Below are 18650 nucleotides of genomic sequence, written 5' to 3' on the forward strand. Positions count from 1 at the left end.
TGCATAAAATCAAGGCTTGTAGTATCACACTCATCTCGCCATGTCTGTAATTAATCCCACCATATCATGTCCAAACGAGCCAGCGTTTTATCAAATCGCTCAACCCTTTGTCACTATATGTCACCATGTGGCAATAGTCGACACCAGCGGCTTTTAGCCCATGCTCAAAGCTCTCTAAGCTGCGCACGTGGTGTTTTGGATACCAGTATATCAATAGCGCCCGATGGGTGATATCAGCGTTTTCTATCTGACGAATACGAGTGGCCAATGCCTCTGCCCTCGCAGGATACACGTCTTCTGCAAACATCACTATGTCGATTTTTTTGTGGCGCATCTCATCTAGCGCCAGCTGCTCATGCTGATGGCAGATCACCTGCGCGCCTAACCGCTCAAGCTCTTCCACCAAAAATCCCGCTTCGTGATAATAATAGTAAATAATACTCAGCCCCGCCAGCACTTGCTGCTGATGGACTTGCTGTTGGTTGGGCAGAGGAATGGTCAAGACAAACTCTGTACCAACGCCCAGCTCACTATGGACATCGATACTCGCTCCCATCAGCTGGGCCATTTGTTTGACGACGGGTAAGCCTATCCCTGAGCCTTCGTATTGCCGCGTTTGTGACGAATCCACCTGAAAAAACGGATTAAAAATATCGTCGATGTGATTATTATCGATGCCGATGCCCGTGTCTTTTACGCTAATCTGCCAGCGATTACTTTTATCAAAATGCGTGAGCTGCGAGGTAATGGTAACCTGCCCCGCTGAGGTAAACTTAATGGCATTACTTAGCAAAATCGAGAGTATTTGCTGTATCTTTTTTACATCACCTTGTAGGCCATAATCTATATGATGCACTTGGCTAGTCAGCTCTAACCCCTTACGTTTAGCGACAGGCTCAAACTCTGCCAACAGATCAGCGATCAGCTGTAGTGGGTTAAACTCACTAAGATGAATGGTCATCTGACCTTTTTGTATCTGATTCAACTGAATGATATGCTCAAGCGAAGATACCAGCTTGTCACTGCCACTACTGATGATATCGACCGCGTCTTTTTGCTCTCGGCTCAGCGTTTCATAATCTAGCAGTTGTAAGCCGCCGACAATGGCATTTAATGAGGTTTTTAGCTCGTGGGTTATCATGCTCTGAAAATTATGCAGCTGCACATCGAGCGATACATCCTTGCTGTGCAGCTGCTGCTCAAAGATCGCCACCGCTTCATAGTCTTGTTTGATGTCTTGCAAGCGTTTAAACAGTACAATCAAAGCCTGCTTGATTTGCGCCAGCTCCTGAAAATTAAAATGCTGAGCGATAACGGGCAGTTTTTCAAGCTCAGGCGTCCTAATGATGATGTCGCATACTTCAGTGAGCGCGTCCAAATCTCTAACCGGCCAGTTGAGCTTGCGTAAGATATACAGCGCCCAGACCACAGCCAGCAAAATCGTAACCAGCCACCATAAAGCATTGCTTTGAAACCAGCTTGCGCGCAGTTTATTGACATCTAAGGTGATATTAATATAACCGACCAGCGTACTATTGGCATTTTTTGTGGTGCTTGAGGACGCCGCTACGTCTGATGACTGGCGCGGTAAACCATCAGCATCAGAGAATGTAGCGGCAATAGTGAGACTGTCTGGTTGCAAGTCATTGCTAACGACTGGGTAATTAAAGCTGACCGTATCGGCAAACAGGGCGTTTTTCCAATCGCCTCTAGATTGACTGGTATCACTGATAGGCTGAGGGGTTGAGTAAAATAAAATACTCTGAATACTTGGCTCATTTTCTAATAAAAAGGCAACTTGCTCCGCTACGATATCTGCCCCTTCTGCTGTCGAGGCGCTGGCGGTCAATACCGCGGCAAGCTGATCTATATGCCGATGCGTTTCTTTGTAATGATAAGTCAGACCATAGACAAAAGACAATATAAACCCTGCCAACACAGCCAGCGTAATGGCCTGTACGACAGAGCGCCAGATAAGCATAGGAATGGTGCGAGATCGAGGGCTGTTCATATCACTCAACGAAGCCAAGACAACTTTTTATTCATACTACAGGTATTTTGCAGAAGTGATAAGAAAAACATGCAGATATTTTTGGGCAAGTACCGTCCTATAGTCGATACACTCTAAAAATGTCATAGCGCTACTGGGATGCTATTTTTAAACGTAGGTTGCGCAGCCTCTGGGAACGCAGCACGCAAGTAAAATTTATACCAGTAGCGCGTTTAAATCCATAACAGTTTTACATTCAGCTAACTATACTGGCATCAGATGTGCCAATTTCATATTGGATTGACTAGGGCGTGTCCTCATTTTAAAAATGGCGATAAAAATGAGATAAATCGCCGTCAAACAAGGAAAATAGCGCAGATAATATTGAGATATTAGTCAGCTATTTGACACCGTTTGGCCAGATTTAGCCATTTTTAGCCCATTTAGATGGCTATCGATTGAATTGAGGACACGCCCTATACACAAACAGGTGAGAATAAAAACAGCGGCGCAGGACTATGCCGCCTTATCGTGACAACGATACAGGCGACATCATAAAGCGACTGGTTCGCACACTCGCCACTGACAAGTTAGCCATTAGCAAGTTAGCGAGGTTTTTTGTCTTTGGTGGTGAATTTTTTTGCCCGATTGCGCTCACGTTGGCGTAACTGCTGCGCTTTTGCTTTCGTCGGTGTGTCGCTTTTATTGGCGTAGGGGTTGTCATTTTGTCGAAAGATGACATTCAGCGGTGTGCCTTCAAGCTTAAAGACTTGACGAAATTGGTTTTCGAGGTAACGCTGATAGCTCTTCGGTAGCGCACTGGTTTGGTTACCGTGAATGACGATGACCGGTGGGTTGTGACCACCGATATGCGCATAACGCAGCTTGATACGGCGACCTGCGACGGTCGGTGGTGGGTTGGCTGTCACAGCGTCTTGCAATATCTGCGTCAAGCGATTGGTCGATACCTCAAACATAGATGACTGATAAGCACGCAAAATCGACGGGTATAAGTTGCCCACGCCGGTACCATGTAGCGCTGAGATCAGGTGCACTTTCACAAAAGGAATAAAACTAAAGCGGCGATCCATCTCAAGCTTGATATAGTCTTTTTGGTCTTGGCTGAGACCATCCCATTTGTTTATCGCGACCACCAGCGCCCGACCTGCATCGAGCGCATAGCCTATCATATGCAAGTCTTGATCGACGATGCCTTCTTGCGCATCGATGACAATCACTGTCACATTGGAGTCTTCGATGGCTTGTAGGGTTTTGATAACGGAGAATTTTTCTACTTTTTCATCAATTTTGCCGCGGCGGCGCACGCCTGCGGTGTCGATGAGGACATAATCCTTACCATCCCGTTTATAAGGAATATAAATACTGTCGCGCGTGGTGCCTGGCATATCAAACACCACCACCCTATCTTCGCCAAGCAAACGGTTGACTAAGGTAGATTTTCCGACATTTGGACGACCGATAATGGCAAGTCTTAAGCCATTTGGTTCGACGACGTTTTCTTGCTCAGGCATATCAGCGGTCAGCACTTCTAGCAAGTTAGCGACACCGCGGCCGTGGCTGGCGGCCATCGGATAAGGCTCGCCCAAACCAAGCGCATAAAACTCCGCAGGCGCGGCATCATGGACGCCATCTACTTTGTTGGCGACCACATAGACAGGCTTGCCCAATGTATGCAAAAACTTACCAATCTCAGCATCAGCGCCAATCATCCCAGACCGCGCATCCACCACAAACACGATGATATCTGCCTCATGAATCGCTGTGTGCGATTGCTCAGACATATAATCATCGATATTGCCACTGCCATCATCTGCCTCACCAATACCGCCCGTATCGACAACGATAAACGATTTGTTTTCGTAGGTAGCATCGCCGTACTGACGGTCACGCGTCAGCCCCGACATATCAGCAACCAATGCCTGCCGACTTTTTGTAAACTGGTTAAATAAGGTGGATTTACCGACGTTTGGACGACCAATTAAGGCGACCACAGGCTTGATACTCATGGGTTACTCTCAGTGAAAGGCACAATGGCAGATCGTACAGCGACTAAAATCATAGTCGCAAATATTGTTGTACGTGACTGCAAATTAATATAAATGATAAAACGACAGCAGATACAATCATCGACCCTATGACATAAACTCTATAGTAAGCAAGCCTACAGTGATGATTGTATCTTTCAGACACCATTTTATCGGATCTATCAAATGATGTCGTCTATATGGCAGACCTACCGCATATCGGTCGCATAGAGTACGCGAAAGCCTGCGTTTAAACAAGCAGTTTACAACCAAGCACAAAACGCTGACCTAGCAGCGTGAATGATAATAGTAGTGATCGTGATATCAATCCGCAAGTCTAATGGCTGGCTGATAACAATATCACGACTCATCAGCTGCCGCGTGACACAGTCTATGATGCTTAACGTATCAGCTGCCAGATAGCCACTTGACCTGAGGTGCTCTGCGTTAGCAAACGACTTCCTTGTACTTGCAAGTTGGTCAACGCCCCCTTGGTCTGTACACGGCTGATGATTTGACCATTGGCAGGGTTGAACAAATGCACCACTCCTTCTAAATCACCAACCGCGATATAATCACCAATCATCACAGGGTTGGTCAAGTGACGATACGCCAGCTCATCGCTCTCCCAGAGTATCTCGCCATTGCTGCGATCATACGCAACCACTTTACCATCTAGGCTAGTGGCGATGACTTGCTGATTATTGACAGTAAGGGATTTGAGACTGGCAAGCTCATTGACAAATAAAACCTGACGCGAGGCCAAATCAATACCCAATAACTGACCACTATAGCTGATTGCAAACAGCTGGTTTTGATCAACAGTAGGCGTGCCATCGACATCGCTCATACGCTCAACTTCGCTACTACCCGTACCGACACCGACGCGTCTCGACCACTGCGGCAGACCACTATCAACCGTCACCGCATGCAAACGGCCATCTGCGGTGGCCAGCAGCGCAGTCTTGCTGTCTAGTAGGGTTGGTGCGGCGCTACCACGTACACTGATGGCAGGCACTTGAGTGGCAAACTGCCATACGGACTGGCCGGTTTGTAGAGATAAGCCGTGCAAAAACCCATCATTCGCTGACAAAATCACGCGATTATTACTGACCAAAGCTGGCGTCAATACCGACCCTGATAGCTGCTGCTGCCAGCGTTTGGCACCCGTTGTACTATCAAACGCCATCACCTGACCGCTACGTGTGCTAATGATTGCTGTTTGGCTTAAGGCATCTACTGTCACGCCGCCGGTGATTTGATCACCGACATTGACTGACCACAGACGCTCACCTGCATTATCAAACCCTATCAAGTCGCCACCGCGTGAGGCTGTGACCATTTGACCATTGGCATAGCCAACTTGCAGCGCCAAAGGATCTTTTTTACTGGCTTTTTTATTGCCAACATCTGCGCTAAAGACAGGCTGTAGCACAGTGACCGGCTCTGCGATTTGTACCAAATCGACAGGATCATTGACGACAGGCTTAATACCGCGATTACACCCAATCACTGCAGTGCTCATTACTGCCAGTACGGCCACATGCATGACTGTCTTTTTGATAATATTGGCTGTTGACACGTTGCTCGAGCGAATGGATTGAGTCATCATAGGTTCTCACTACAAAAATTATTATGGATTAGTGGATTGGGCGGTCAGTCTGTGGCTCATCCATCAATGATCTGCTCACAGTGTTGCCTGGTTTTAATTATCTTGGTGACGGTTATAAATTCTTTTAAATAGATAACAGCCACTTATCAACTCTGCTCTCACGATCAGCCCACTGGCCGCCAATCTAGCATATAGAATTCTGTTGGTACTGCCTAGGGTGCTGATAAAACATCAGCGCTATTATTCGTTAATAGCGCCTAATACAATACTACTACTGTGTAACTTCGGCCGATGCGCCCTCTACCACTGCTGGCGGCTCAGATATCGCAGACCCTAGTACAGCAGGCTCTTGAATCAGACTGGCTTGCGCCTTGATGGGCTCAGGCATTACCCCCAAGCTCTCCATCTTCAGTGCCAATACTGCACGCATTTCTTGACGCTCACGTAACAGCTCCCACGCATTATTGTAAGCGTTGATGGCCAAATCTTTATCGTTTTGTGCCAGATAGATATCGCCTAGCAACTCTTGCTGACTGGCTTCAAATGAGCTTGGCATGTCTTGTTTGGCTTCTGCCAATGCGCCCTCAGTATCACCTGCTGCCAGTAGCGTGTTGGCATAACGTAGACGGGTGATGGCGCTTAGGCCAGCGTCGCCCAAGTCAATTGCCAATGCCTGCTTCAGGGTGTTTGCCGCGGCGGTAAAATCATCATTATCCACTTGGTGACGGGCTTTTATCATCAGTGCTTGCCACGCATAGACTGAATCGCCGTGGGCGGCAACCAATGCATCGATATCTTTATCCAGTTGTGTGCGGCTTTGTGCCAGCGCTTCTTGCGCCTCAGCTTCCAAATCTGGGTTTTGCGCCGCCAGACTGACTTCTTCATTAAGCCGCTGGATATCCGCGTAGTGATCTGCTGCGACTGTATCAACGCGCGCATGGTTATTTTGCCAGTATGTCCAACCAAAATAAGCGGCCAACGCCAACAAAATCGCAGTGACGATATAACTGCCATACTGCTTTAACGCGTCCATGGAATTGTCTGGATTTGGCGAATTGGGTGTCAAAGCCATAAAGGGTTACCTAATAAAAGTGTTATAAAAATGCTGAGGCGAAAGCCGATATCAACTGATTAACCTATTAATCGATCGACCCATTCATCACTGGCGCGAAAAATTGTCTGCATTCGATAGCCAGTCTTGCGAGACACTACGCTGCTCGCCTGTCTGCATATCTTTGATACTCACCAAATTGTCATCGAGCTCTTGCTGAGCAATAATCACCGTGAGCGCAGCCCCTGATTTATCCGCCTTTTTCATTTGCGCTTTTAGACTGGTGGCACTTGCCATCTTGACTCGGATATCTGGACGCTCATAACGTAGGTTTTGGGCATACTTGATACCTGCGCTATAGACTTCTGGATGAGCGACCACAAAGACATCGCAGGCCGAAACGTCTGCCATCGGCGCGACCGCCTCTAGTAACAATAATAAACGCTCAAGCCCCATGGCAAATCCAACGGCAGGCTCAGATTTGGCAGGTTTACTGCCGTCGGCACCTACAGACTTTAGCTGGCCAATCAAACCATCATAACGACCACCTGCACAGACGGTGGCTTGGCTACCTAGCTTGTCTGTCACCCATTCAAAGACGGTCTTATTGTAATAATCCAGACCGCGTACCAGATGCGGATTGATCTCAAAATCGATACCAAGCGCGGTCAAGTATGTCTGCACTTGCTCAAAGTGCGCCATACTCTCCGTACCCAAAAACTCAGCCAGCTTTGGCGCATCATTCAATAACGCCTGCGTACTCGCCTCTTTGCTGTCTAAGATACGTAGCGGGTTGGTCGTCAGACGGCGCTTGCTATCCTCGTCAAGCTGATCTTGTTTGTCGGTTAGATAAGCGACTAAGGCCTCACGATAAGCATGGCGCTCGTCGATTTCACCCAAGCTGTTTAGTTGCAAGCGCATCTCGTCTTTGAGACCCAGCGCTTGCCACATCAGATGCGTCATCGCGATCAGCTCAGCATCGGCATCGGGCAGCGCACTACCGAAGCTTTCGACTCCTAATTGATGAAACTGACGATAGCGGCCTTTTTGCGGGCGCTCATAGCGAAACATGGGGCCGATGTACCATAGTTTGGGCGTATCACCGCGCAGTAGATTGTGCTCGATTACAGCCCTTACCGCGCCTGCGGTGCCCTCTGGGCGCAAGGTCAAAGGAGTGGGCGGCTCAGATTTATCGGCAAAGCTATACATCTCTTTTTCGACGATGTCGGTGGCCCCGCCAATAGCACGGGCAAACAAATCAGTCTGCTCGACGATAGGCAGGCGAATATGCTCATAACCGTACCTACCCAGCACATCCGCCAATATCGCCTCTAATTGTAGCCATTTTGCCGATTGGGTAGGCAAAATATCATTAAACCCTTTGATAGCTTTGATCATGGTACGGTCATATCCTTACAATTATCACAAGTTCTTTTTTATATAGTTAACCTAAAAACAGCGACAGCACTACTGGTATCCGTTAGCGCTACTGGTATTTATTTAACGCGAATAATCTCATTTTCGCGCTTTTTTGCCAAGTCTTCAGCATGGGCGCGCACCATACTTTCAATCTCATCGACTAGATTTTCGGTATTGATCAAATGGCTTTTTTCGCCCATACGGTAGACCAATGACTTTGGCGCAGCACCGACGATACCGATATCGGCTTCTTTGGCCTCCCCTGGGCCATTTACTTTACAGCCAATCACTGACAGATCCATCGGCTCACGAATATCCTCGAGACGCGACTCTAACATTGTCATCACTTTGATCACATCAAACTCTTGGCGCGAGCAGCTAGGACAAGCGATAAAATTGACACCGTTTGAGCGGATATTTAGCGATTTTAAAATATCAAAGCCGATTTTGATTTCTTCTTCAGGCTCTGCCGCAAGGGAGATACGAATGGTATCGCCGATGCCGTCTAGAAGCAGCCCCCCTAATGCAATGGCAGATTTGACTGCGCCGGTGCGATAGACACCAGCTTCGGTCACGCCCAGATGTAGCGGGTTGTCAATTTGGGCTGAGAGCAGACGATATGCCTCTAATGTCAAAAACACGTTACTGGCTTTGACTGAGACTTTGTACTGATCAAAGTTGAGACGCTCCAAAATATCGATATGGCGCATCGCGGACTCTAGCATCGCCTCGCCCGTCGGCTCTTTATACTTTCGCTGGATGTCTTTTTCTAGCGAGCCTGCGTTGACACCGATACGAATCGGGATATTGTGATGCTTGGCGCAGGCAACCACCTCACGTACTTTGGCATCACTACCGATATTACCTGGGTTGATACGCAAACAATCAGCGCCTGCTTCGGCCACTGCCAAAGCAATCTTATGATCAAAATGCACATCGGCGATGAGCGGCACGCTGACCTGTTTACGGATTTCGGCAAAGGCGTTGACCGTATCCATCGTCGGGGTCGAGACGCGCATCAGATCAGCGCCTGCTTCTACGCAGCGCTCGATTTGTGCGACTGTCGCGGCCACATCACAAGTCTCGGTATTGGTCATGCTTTGCACACTAATCGGTGCATCACCCCCAATCGCGACATCACCGACATATATTTTTTTGGTAAAACGACGGTTAATAGGCGCTGACGTTGACATAGACAAACCCTTTGGTTAAAACAAAAAAATAAAAACAAACCCTGACAATGATACCTAACGATGCGGCATTATGCTTTTGCCCACTTATGGCGCAAGCTCAAAACTGGCTTGCTTATCAGTGGCATATGCCTCTAATGCCACCGCCTCTTGGTTGAGCATTAAGCTGACATTATCGACATTATCGATCTGTACATTAAATGGCGGTATGCCAGATAGCTTATAGCTACCCGTGCTTTGAGCGCCGTTCATCAGATTGCTCCCTGACGCATCAGTAATCACCACCACCGCCTCGTCGCTCAACATCACCTCTAACGTCGCGGTGCTGTTCGCCGCGCCTATGTTAAGCGCAGAGCCTGCGGCACCCACGCCTGTCTCGCTATCGATAGCAGCGCCTTGAGCCTGCTCGAGTGCCGAGATGTCTTCGACAGCGTTGGTCGGTGCTTGGGTATTTTCTTTGCTGGCATTACTGACCATGCGGAATAAAAAAATCGCTAAGATAATAACGCCAATGACCGCGATAATCAGTAACGGATTGAAACGAATGCGGTTATGAGTGTCTCGCTGCAAGGTGCCCATCGGGCGCAGCGGTGTATCAATGTTGTTGACTGAATATGGTTTTAGCTCATTGGGATAGGCGGCATCAAAGCTACTGGCGATCTTTACAGGGTCTAACCCCAAAAACTTGGCATAGTTGATAGCAAAACCACGAGCAAACGCGGCTTGCGGCAAATCTGCAAAATTCTCATCTTCTAAGGCTTTTAGGTGACGCTTTAAGATAAATAGCTCGGCGGCGGCCTCTTCTAGACTGACTTGCTTTGTTTTGCGGGCTTGCTGCAACATGGCACCAAATGATCCCTGAGTATTTGATTGAGTGTTTGATGATGGGGTGGTCATTTCCATGGTGCCTCTGGATTGTTAAGCCAAGTCTTCAGTTGTTTTGCTTCATCACTTAGTGGATAAGCGGATAAAAGCTGCTGTGCCAATTGCTGGCGTGTGGTTATGTTGTTTTGAGCCGCCGCAAGTTTGATGCCTTGTAATAGCAAACGCGGGCTAATACCTTGCCCTTGTACCAAGATCAGTGTCTCGTCATAAAGTTTTTGTGCTTGGGCCACCCGCTGCTGCTCAAGCAATAAATCTACCAATTCGATATGGGCGATGATGCTATTGCGGTTGCCATCTAGCGCGCGCAAAAACGCTTTGGCCGCAGCAGCACGGTCGCCCATCTGTAGGTAGGTTCGGCCTAGGTTTTCCAGCGCGCCGATACGACCTTCGTAGCCAAGCGCTGCCCCTGCAATCTCAAACTGCTCAGCCGCCTCTTTATAGCGTTTCATCTGCGACAAATACACGCCATAGTTATTGTGAGCTTGCTCAAAGTCTTTATCAAGCGCGATGGCTTTTTTAAAGTACTGATCGGCTTTTTGCAGATTGATACGGCTGCCCTCTTGCTGCAGCAAAACGCCCATCATATCATAGGCTGGCGCGTAACGGCTATCGGCAGCGAAGGCTTTTTCAAGCTGGCGTTGGGCGGTATCAAGCTCGTTTTTGCGGATATATTGCGCGGCAAGCGAGGTGCGTACGCGCGCAATTTCTTGTTGATCCAAGTTGCGATCATTGCTCGGCCGCGTCGATGTCTGATAAGGGGTATCCCCCAATAAATCATCGGTTGGCGTGCTTTGACACCCCGTCAAAAACAGCCCCACCATTGCCATACCAAGCAGTAGCCGTTTGGACGTCACTGCCGTCTGCGCCACTACTGGCAACGTGGCTATCATCCATGGTTTGTCAGTCAAAAAACACACGCTTTGATACTTATTTTGACAAGAATTTTTAGAAGTCATCATAGCCGCCATCATAAAACTGGATTCAATGCGTTCGATAATCGAAGCATCAGTTTAATAGATTTAGCCCCCATAAGTACAATTTAGTTGTGATTAATTGTATGATGAATCACAACTCAGCGTTTTCACGCGCTTTGATGCTTTGCTGCCATGCCGCTGAACGACGAGTGCGGTCGGCGACTTGCCCGACCAGCTGGCCGCAAGCCGCATCGATATCGTCGCCGCGCGTTTGACGAATGGTACACACAAACCCAGCTTCACTTAAGATATTGCTAAACGCATGGATGCGGTTGTTGCTTGATTTGTCATATGGTGCATGCGGAAACGGATTAAACGGTATCAAATTAATCTTACTTGGTAGACCATCCAACAACGCCACCAACTGCCGCGCATGCTCATCGCTGTCATTGACGCCATCAAGCATGACATACTCAATGGTGACGTGTTTTTTGTGGCGTGGATTGACATCATACACGTAGTTTTTTGCCGCGGCGATCAGCTCACTTAACGGGTATTTCTTATTGATAGGCACCAGCTCATCACGCAGCTCATCATTGGGCGCGTGCAAGGATATCGCCAAAGCCACATCGAGATCTTGTGCCAGCTGATACATCTTGGGTACCACGCCTGAGGTCGACAATGTCACACGGCGCTTTGAGAGGCCATAAGCATGGTCGCTGAGCATAATCTCCATCGAGCCGATTACAGGCTTGTAGTTTAATAAAGGCTCACCCATACCCATCATCACCACGTTGGTGACATGGTTTTCCCAAGCGCTATGATCGACAGCCTCTAAGCTGTCATTATCATCGCTCATGTAGGAAGCATTGGCCACCCACAGCTGCCCGATGATCTCAGCTGCCGTCAGATCGCGCTCAAAACCCTGCTTACCAGTACTACAAAAACTACAGTCGAGCGCGCAGCCGACTTGCGAAGAGATACACAAAGTTTTGCGGCCATTTGATTTATTATCATCCGCCGGAATCAATACCGTCTCCACCAGCGAGCCGCCCGTCACTTCAAACACCCATTTACGCGTACCATCATCACTGTACTGACGATGAATAACCTTAGGCGGAGTCACGCAGGCATTCAGCGACAATTTATCGCGCAGTGACTTGCTCAGATTGGTCATCTGCTCAAAATCTGTCACCCCGTGCTGATATATCCATTTCATCACCTGCGTCGCGCGAAATGGCTTTTCGCCGAGGCTTTTAAAATAGTCAGCCAATTGTGCTTGGGTCATCCCCAAAAGATTGGTCTTGGCCTGCGCTTCATCGACCAGCTTGATGCTGGCTTTGGAGGTGGCAGGGACATGCTGGATTGGGGATTGAACAGTGGACATAATAGGTAACCTTTTTGCATCAGCTAAATTAAGCGTGGCAATTGTTGATATAAGCGATGAGTGTTGCTCTCCATACGCCTTATGGCAAATATGGCCATTAGCAATCCATTATGAGCGCAGCGTCTCTTGTACTTATGCCAATTATACATAGCGACAAGCACAAAAAATGAGCAGCTATACTGATAAAGGATTGATAATGCTAGATAAAGACAATAATGAGGCAAATAATAAAAAATTTCAATAACGCAAAGACGGCGAAAAAACAGACAAACCAAAATAGCTAAAACGGCTTATACCCATCAGATATAAGCCGTCTTGCGACACAAATTATTCATAACCAACCTCTCGGCTGCTATCAATAACTGGCTGCTCTTAGCGCGTACGTGCACATACTTCATCATCATTAAAGAAGTAGCTGATTTCACGTGCTGCTGACTCAGCTGAATCGGAACCATGAACCGCGTTTTCATCGATGCTGCTAGCAAAGTCAGCACGGATAGTGCCTTCGGCAGCGTCGGCTGGGTTGGTTGCGCCCATGATTTCACGGTGTTTAGCAATGGCGTTTTCGCCTTCTAATACAGAAACAACGACAGGGCCTGAAGTCATGAATGAGACCAAAGCATTATAAAATGGACGCTCGGCATGCTCAGCGTAAAAACCGCCTGCTTTTTTGTCATCAAGATGCAACATTTTTGCAGCAACGATTTTTAAACCCGCTTCTTCAAAACGGCTATAAATAGCGCCGATGTTGTTGCCAGCGACGGCATCAGGCTTGATGATAGATAAAGTACGTTCGTTAGCCATAAAAAAACTCCTAATAGGGGGGTCAGTTTGGTAAAAGTAAAGGGGTAAATGCTTTGTTTTAACGTTGGCCGCCATGTCGACGAAGCGGATAACTCATGATTTATCGATAGCAAAACACGAGCGTCAACATAGGATTGTTGCCTATTATAATGATTGAGGCTATAAATGATAGGATTAATTTATGACCGCACCTTGCATAAAAGTAAATTTATGATCCGCTAATTGTTAATACGGTCATCATATTGACCAAAAAGAACCCCAATGCTCAGCACTGGGGTTCTTTTAATTGATACTACTTGATTCATACTACAAGCCAGTTAGTGCTTATAACACCAAGACTTATAGTACGCACTAAGCATCATACGGGTCACGAAGTACGATGGTCTCTTCGCGGTCAGGGCCCGTTGAGATGATATCTACTGGGCAACCGATCAAATCTTCGATACGCTTGATGTATTTTTTGGCGTTTTCTGGTAGGTCGTCATAGTTGGTAATACCAACGGTAGACTCGCTCCAACCTTCCATCGTTTCGTACTTCGGTGTGACAGACTCATAGAACTCTGCGTCGTGCGCGCCAGCACATTCTGTCTCAGGGAGGTTGTAACCCACACCGATTAGCAATTCTTCAAGACCGTCTAAGACGTCTAGCTTGGTCAAGCAGATACCTGACATAGAGTTCAATACCACCGCACGGCGTAGTGCCTCGGCATCAAACCAGCCGCAGCGACGCGCGCGGCCAGTAGTCGCGCCAAACTCATGGCCGACTTTGGCTAAGTGGGCACCCACATCATCAAACAATTCTGTTGGGAATGGGCCACTACCGACACGCGTGGTGTAGGCTTTGGTGATACCAAGTACATAATCTAGGTACAATGGGCCGATACCCGTACCAGTCGATACGCCGCCTGCTGTGACGCTTGAGCTGGTGACAAACGGATAGGTACCGTGGTCAATATCAAGTAGCGTGCCTTGTGCACCCTCAAACATTAAGTTTTTGCCAGCAAGACGCAATTGGTTGAGGTCTTCGGTCACATCAGTAACCATGCCTGTGATCTCTTCGCGCCACTCTTGGCACAGCTTAAAGGTCTCATCAAAATCGATGGCATCGACTTTATAATACTGTGTCAGTTGGAAGTTGTGATATTCGATTAGGTTACGTAGTTTTTCTTCTAAATCATCACGGAACAAGTCAGCAAGCTTGATGGCACGGCGCGCCACTTTGTCCTCATATGCAGGACCGATGCCGCGACCTGTGGTACCGATTTTGCCTGTACCGCGTTTGGCTTCGCGTGCTTGGTCAAGTGCCACGTGATATGGCATGATGAGTGGGCAGTTTGGCGAGATACGTAGACGCTCGCGTACTGGTACGTTGTTGGCTTCTAGATCTTTTATCTCTTTTAGTAGGGCGTCTGGCGCTAGTACCACACCGTTACCGATGAAGCAGGTGACGCCTTCGCGCAAGATACCAGATGGGATCAAATGTAGGACGGTGGTTTTGCCATCGACAACCAGTGTGTGCCCAGCGTTGTGACCGCCTTGAAAACGAGCAACGGCTGAGGCTTTTTCGGTAAGTAAATCAACGATTTTACCCTTACCTTCATCGCCCCATTGGCTACCCAAAACTACGACATTCTTACCCATGATCAATCCTTACCTTTATGTATTGAGGTGTGTGCAATAACGGTTGCAAAACTAACGTGATGTTAGCAGTGTTTGATGCTTGTGCTCAGTGCGCTTATCATTGCCGCGCCAAACCAAGTATGTTTTATCTTAAAGCCTTTATCCAAGCGGCGATGCCACTATAACTATACCTATAAGTCAGCCAAACTGAATCTAGTTAAGCTAGATAGTTTGTAGTTGCCATTGATTGTCAGCAAAACCCAAACGATGTGTCACGCCATCAGGACGGTCGTCCGCGTTTAGTGGCATGGTGACACGGTAGCCCTGCTCGCGTAAGCTGGTGGCCTGCTGGAGCAAGGTTTGTCGCTGCTCAGGGCTTGCTTGAGTGGCGGCTTGATAGTCGATCAGCACGATACTTGGCGCTTCAAGCTGCGTGTGCGCCAGCAAACGGCTGACATCCATACTAAAGCCTGTGGCTTCACGTGGCTGGCTGGCGGACAGATGGCCACTGCTTTGCATACCATCAAAACGCCCGCCGCGTACCAGCGGCTGAGTCTCGCTATTGATATAGCCATTAAAGACAATGCCAGTATGATAGTGATAGCCTGATAGCTCAGTCACATCGACACTCACCGGACACTGCCACTGCGTTTTTAGGTGCGTTTTTAGGCGCTGTAGCTCATCGATAGCCGTAGATATCTGTTCATCTTGCTGCGCGGCAGTAGAGAGCTTGGTCAGCAAATTATCGATATCGTGACCAAAACGCGCTAAGGCATAAAAGTCATCGCCCATCGGCAATGCTTGGCAAACGCGTTTGAGCTCTGGTAGGTTTTTATTGGCATATAAATGCATCAATTGCTCAGCGTCGCTGTCAGATAGCGCCGCCATCTCAGCCAAACGCTTAAATATCGCCACATGACCCAAGTCAATATGCAGCGCCGCGCTCATATCTAGTGTATTGACCATCCCAAACAAGACATCAATCAGCTCGATATCGGCTGCCAAATCGGCGCAGCCAAATATCTCAGCGCCTAACTGCAAGGGCGTACGTGAACCAAACAGTCCTGACGGCAAGGTGTGAATCACATCGCCTGCATAGCAATAACGCGCAATACCTGTACCGCCGTGATGCGCATCAATACGCAAAATCTGCGGGGTAATATCGGCACGCAAGCCCATCAAACGACCCGTCAGCTGATCGATGATCTTAAACGTCTGACGTTTCAAATCTTCTGAGGCGTCACTTAACAGTGACTCAGTAAACTCAATCATCGGCGGATTGACCAACTGATAGCCATGAGTGATCAGCTGCTGCGTCAATTGGTACCTAAGCACCTCTTGCTTATGCGCGTCTTCAAACAACACATCCACCACGCCATCAGGCAACAGCCAACTGTTGGCTACATCGCTGGCAAAATGGTTTAGGTAGGGCATGCTATTGGGTTTAGCAACGCTATCGGCAGGCTGAGTGGCCGCATTTTTTGTTGCATTTAACTGGGCAGGTTTTGCAGAATCAGAACTGACAGACACAATAAATCCTTGTTTGGCGTATCGCTTACCAAAAAACGCGGTACTGATGCGGTACTAAAAGGTTGTATTTATAAGGGCATTGACATCGTATCGTTGTGTTTTTAACACACAACATCATTGACCCAATTATTTATAAACAAACTAGGTAACCGCAACAGGGTGAGTAATAAGTATAATTTAGGATGATAAGACGAGTATCTTTATGCGCTAATAAACAGAGATAAATAATCAAGGCACTTTATGCTTTAGTTTAGCATAGCAGTCAAGGTTCGCCTAGTGACAATTGGGCACAATTACTATCTAATTATCGTCCATGGCATCATGAGCATCAGTAGCTACGGCGACGGCTATCTGCTCGTATTGAACAAATAGCGCCCGTGAAATAACCGCTATGCGCTTGCATTACTTGATAAAACGTGCGCGAACTACCCCAGCAAGAACAGCGCCATGCAGACAGACTCATGTTACACTAACACATATTTTTATCTTGGAAGCCTTATGTCATCTGATTACCACCCAAACCCAGCCATCAACCAAACCAACGTCTTAGGGACGGCGCTTGCTAGCTGCTGTTTTGACCCGATTACCGGCTATTATCGCAATGGTTTTTGTCATACTGGCAGTCATGATGTCGGCCAGCATACCGTCTGCGCCAAGATGACCAGCGAGTTTTTGAATTTTTCTGCCAGTCGCGGCAATGACTTGATCACGCCTCTGCCTGAGTATGGTTTTGCTGGATTAAAACCTGGCGACTACTGGTGCATCTGTGCGTTGCGCTGGGTCGAGGCCTTGGACTTCGATATCGCCCCGCCAATCAAGCTCGAAGCCTGTCACGAAAGCCTGCTGAGCTTGGTCGATATTGAGACTTTAAAAAGCCACGCGCTTTAATGACGGCGCCGCATTTTATTTGTGAGACGTTTTTTACTTTATCACGGGAGGGGGTATGGACCACAATAACGATCAATTGCTCAAAAAAACCGCACGTATTGAACCTAACTCCGACATCAACCGTCTTTATGCGGATATGAATGATGAGCATTTGTATCTCGATAATGATGATAGCTATATCTACGGCGATGCCGATGCCACCAGAGAAGATACCATCGAGACCATGACGGTCTATGACCCTGATTCTGAGCGCTATGAAGATATCGATCTATCCAGTGAAGATGAGGTCGTCAATTGCTACGCCTACTCTCGTAAGACCGGCGAAAACCTCGATAAAGTGGCGCTAAATGATGTCAGTCGGGCGCTGAGTAACAATGGCCAGTTTATCTGGCTGGGTTTGTATGATCCCAGCCTCCAGACCATGGTCAAAGTCAAAGAAGCCTTTGGTCTGCACGAGCTTGCCATCGAGGATGCCTTTGCCGACCATCAGCGCGCCAAAGTCGAAAATTATGACAACGACATGGTATTTGTGGTCTTACGTACCGCTAAGCTTGAAGACAACGTCATTCGCTACGGCACCACTGCGATATTTATGGGCAAAAACTACTTAATCACCATTCGCAATGGTCCATCCAACTCCTACGCACCTGTCCGCGAGCACTGCCACCGCCGCCCAGAAAAGCTCAGAATGGGGCCGATATTTGTCTTGCACGCTATTCTCGATTTTATCGTGGATAACTATATGCCGATTACCGATCGTTTGGGGCGTTATCTGCGTGAGCAAGAGCGTTACGTATTTACCTATGAGTTTGATAAAGGCACGCTCAAAAACCTCTACGAGCTCAAGTCACAGCTGGTACACATGCGGGCGATTATTTTACCGGTGCAAGACATCTGTAGCTTTTTTATCAATCATAAAAAAAGCGAGCTGGTCTCTGGGTTTTCGCAAGCGGCCAAGCCCTACTTTCGTGACGTCAATGACCACTTGCTGCACTCGTTAGACGCCATCAACGGCCTCAATGAGATGCTAAGCGTGGTGATGAACACCTATATGGCCATGGTCAATATGGGACAGAACGAAGTCGTTCGTAAACTTGCCGCCTGGGCAGGGATTTTAGCGGTACCAACGGCCATCGCTGGTATTTATGGTATGAACTTTGACTTTATGCCTGAGCTGCATTGGAAATACGCTTACTTCGTTATTATGATTATCATCATCGCGTTGTGTAGCTTCTTGTATTACAACTTTAAGAAACTCAAATGGTTGTGATAACTCATTCATACATAAAAAAGGGCTACCAGTGGTAGCCCTTTT

At 47.8% G+C, this 18650-nt stretch carries 14 protein-coding genes; 2 read left to right on the top strand and 12 right to left on the bottom strand.

Annotation, left to right across the window (positions count from 1 at the left end; translation table 11 throughout):
* Nucleotides 1-64: 64 nt before the first annotated feature.
* The 12 genes from JMX98_RS04485 to JMX98_RS04540 form a co-directional block, all read right to left on the bottom strand.
* Nucleotides 65-2011 carry a sensor histidine kinase gene (locus JMX98_RS04485; protein WP_201584940.1) on the bottom strand — a complete coding sequence of 649 codons (1947 nt, stop codon included), beginning with the start codon at nt 2009-2011 and terminating at the stop codon, nt 65-67.
* Nucleotides 2012-2595: 584 nt separating this feature from the next.
* Entirely contained in the window at nt 2596-4017 is a 1422-nt protein-coding gene (gene der, locus JMX98_RS04490; protein WP_201584941.1) for a ribosome biogenesis GTPase Der, read from the bottom strand.
* Nucleotides 4018-4435: 418 nt separating this feature from the next.
* Complete coding sequence (gene bamB, locus JMX98_RS04495; protein ID WP_201585023.1) at nt 4436-5644, bottom strand: outer membrane protein assembly factor BamB; 1209 nt, start codon at nt 5642-5644, stop codon at nt 4436-4438.
* A gap of 274 nt (nt 5645-5918) precedes the next feature.
* Nucleotides 5919-6719 (bottom strand): YfgM family protein, encoded by an 801-nt coding sequence (locus JMX98_RS04500; protein ID WP_201584942.1) that lies wholly within the window; start codon nt 6717-6719, stop codon nt 5919-5921.
* Nucleotides 6720-6806: 87 nt separating this feature from the next.
* Nucleotides 6807-8096, bottom strand: coding sequence for a histidine--tRNA ligase (gene hisS / locus JMX98_RS04505; RefSeq protein ID WP_201584944.1), 1290 nt, complete (start codon nt 8094-8096; stop codon nt 6807-6809).
* A gap of 98 nt (nt 8097-8194) precedes the next feature.
* Nucleotides 8195-9310, bottom strand: coding sequence for a flavodoxin-dependent (E)-4-hydroxy-3-methylbut-2-enyl-diphosphate synthase (gene ispG / locus JMX98_RS04510; protein ID WP_105245022.1), 1116 nt, complete (start codon nt 9308-9310; stop codon nt 8195-8197).
* 84 nt (nt 9311-9394) lie between these two features.
* Complete coding sequence (locus tag JMX98_RS04515; protein ID WP_201584946.1) at nt 9395-10204, bottom strand: helix-turn-helix domain-containing protein; 810 nt, start codon at nt 10202-10204, stop codon at nt 9395-9397.
* Nucleotides 10201-11100 (bottom strand): type IV pilus biogenesis/stability protein PilW, encoded by a 900-nt coding sequence (pilW, locus tag JMX98_RS04520; RefSeq protein ID WP_413786512.1) that lies wholly within the window; start codon nt 11098-11100, stop codon nt 10201-10203. Before pilW ends, JMX98_RS04515 begins: the two co-directional genes overlap by 4 nt.
* Nucleotides 11101-11257: 157 nt before the next feature.
* Nucleotides 11258-12493: a 23S rRNA (adenine(2503)-C(2))-methyltransferase RlmN gene (gene rlmN, locus JMX98_RS04525; protein ID WP_201584950.1), complete on the bottom strand. Its 1236-nt coding sequence runs from the start codon at nt 12491-12493 to the stop codon at nt 11258-11260.
* A gap of 372 nt (nt 12494-12865) precedes the next feature.
* Nucleotides 12866-13297, bottom strand: a complete 432-nt coding sequence (gene ndk, locus JMX98_RS04530; protein WP_100749128.1) for a nucleoside-diphosphate kinase — start codon at nt 13295-13297, stop codon at nt 12866-12868.
* Between the two features lie 351 nt (nt 13298-13648).
* Nucleotides 13649-14938, bottom strand: a complete 1290-nt coding sequence (locus tag JMX98_RS04535; RefSeq protein ID WP_201584951.1) for an adenylosuccinate synthase — start codon at nt 14936-14938, stop codon at nt 13649-13651.
* 201 nt (nt 14939-15139) lie between these two features.
* Complete coding sequence (locus JMX98_RS04540) at nt 15140-16447, bottom strand: ATP phosphoribosyltransferase regulatory subunit (RefSeq protein WP_201584952.1); 1308 nt, start codon at nt 16445-16447, stop codon at nt 15140-15142.
* Nucleotides 16448-16945: 498 nt separating this feature from the next.
* Here JMX98_RS04540 and JMX98_RS04545 point away from each other — a divergent pair, with 498 nt between their 5' ends.
* Together JMX98_RS04545 and corA are read left to right on the top strand one after the other, a co-directional pair.
* Nucleotides 16946-17335, top strand: a complete 390-nt coding sequence (locus JMX98_RS04545; RefSeq protein ID WP_105245018.1) for a DUF2237 family protein — start codon at nt 16946-16948, stop codon at nt 17333-17335.
* 55 nt (nt 17336-17390) lie between these two features.
* On the top strand, nt 17391-18605 hold the full coding sequence (gene corA, locus JMX98_RS04550) for a magnesium/cobalt transporter CorA (RefSeq protein WP_198335892.1): 1215 nt from the start codon (nt 17391-17393) through the stop codon (nt 18603-18605).
* Nucleotides 18606-18650: the final 45 nt, after the last annotated feature.

It is taken from the genome of Psychrobacter sp. HII-4 (assembly GCF_904846595.1).
Classification (GTDB): domain Bacteria; phylum Pseudomonadota; class Gammaproteobacteria; order Pseudomonadales; family Moraxellaceae; genus Psychrobacter; species Psychrobacter celer.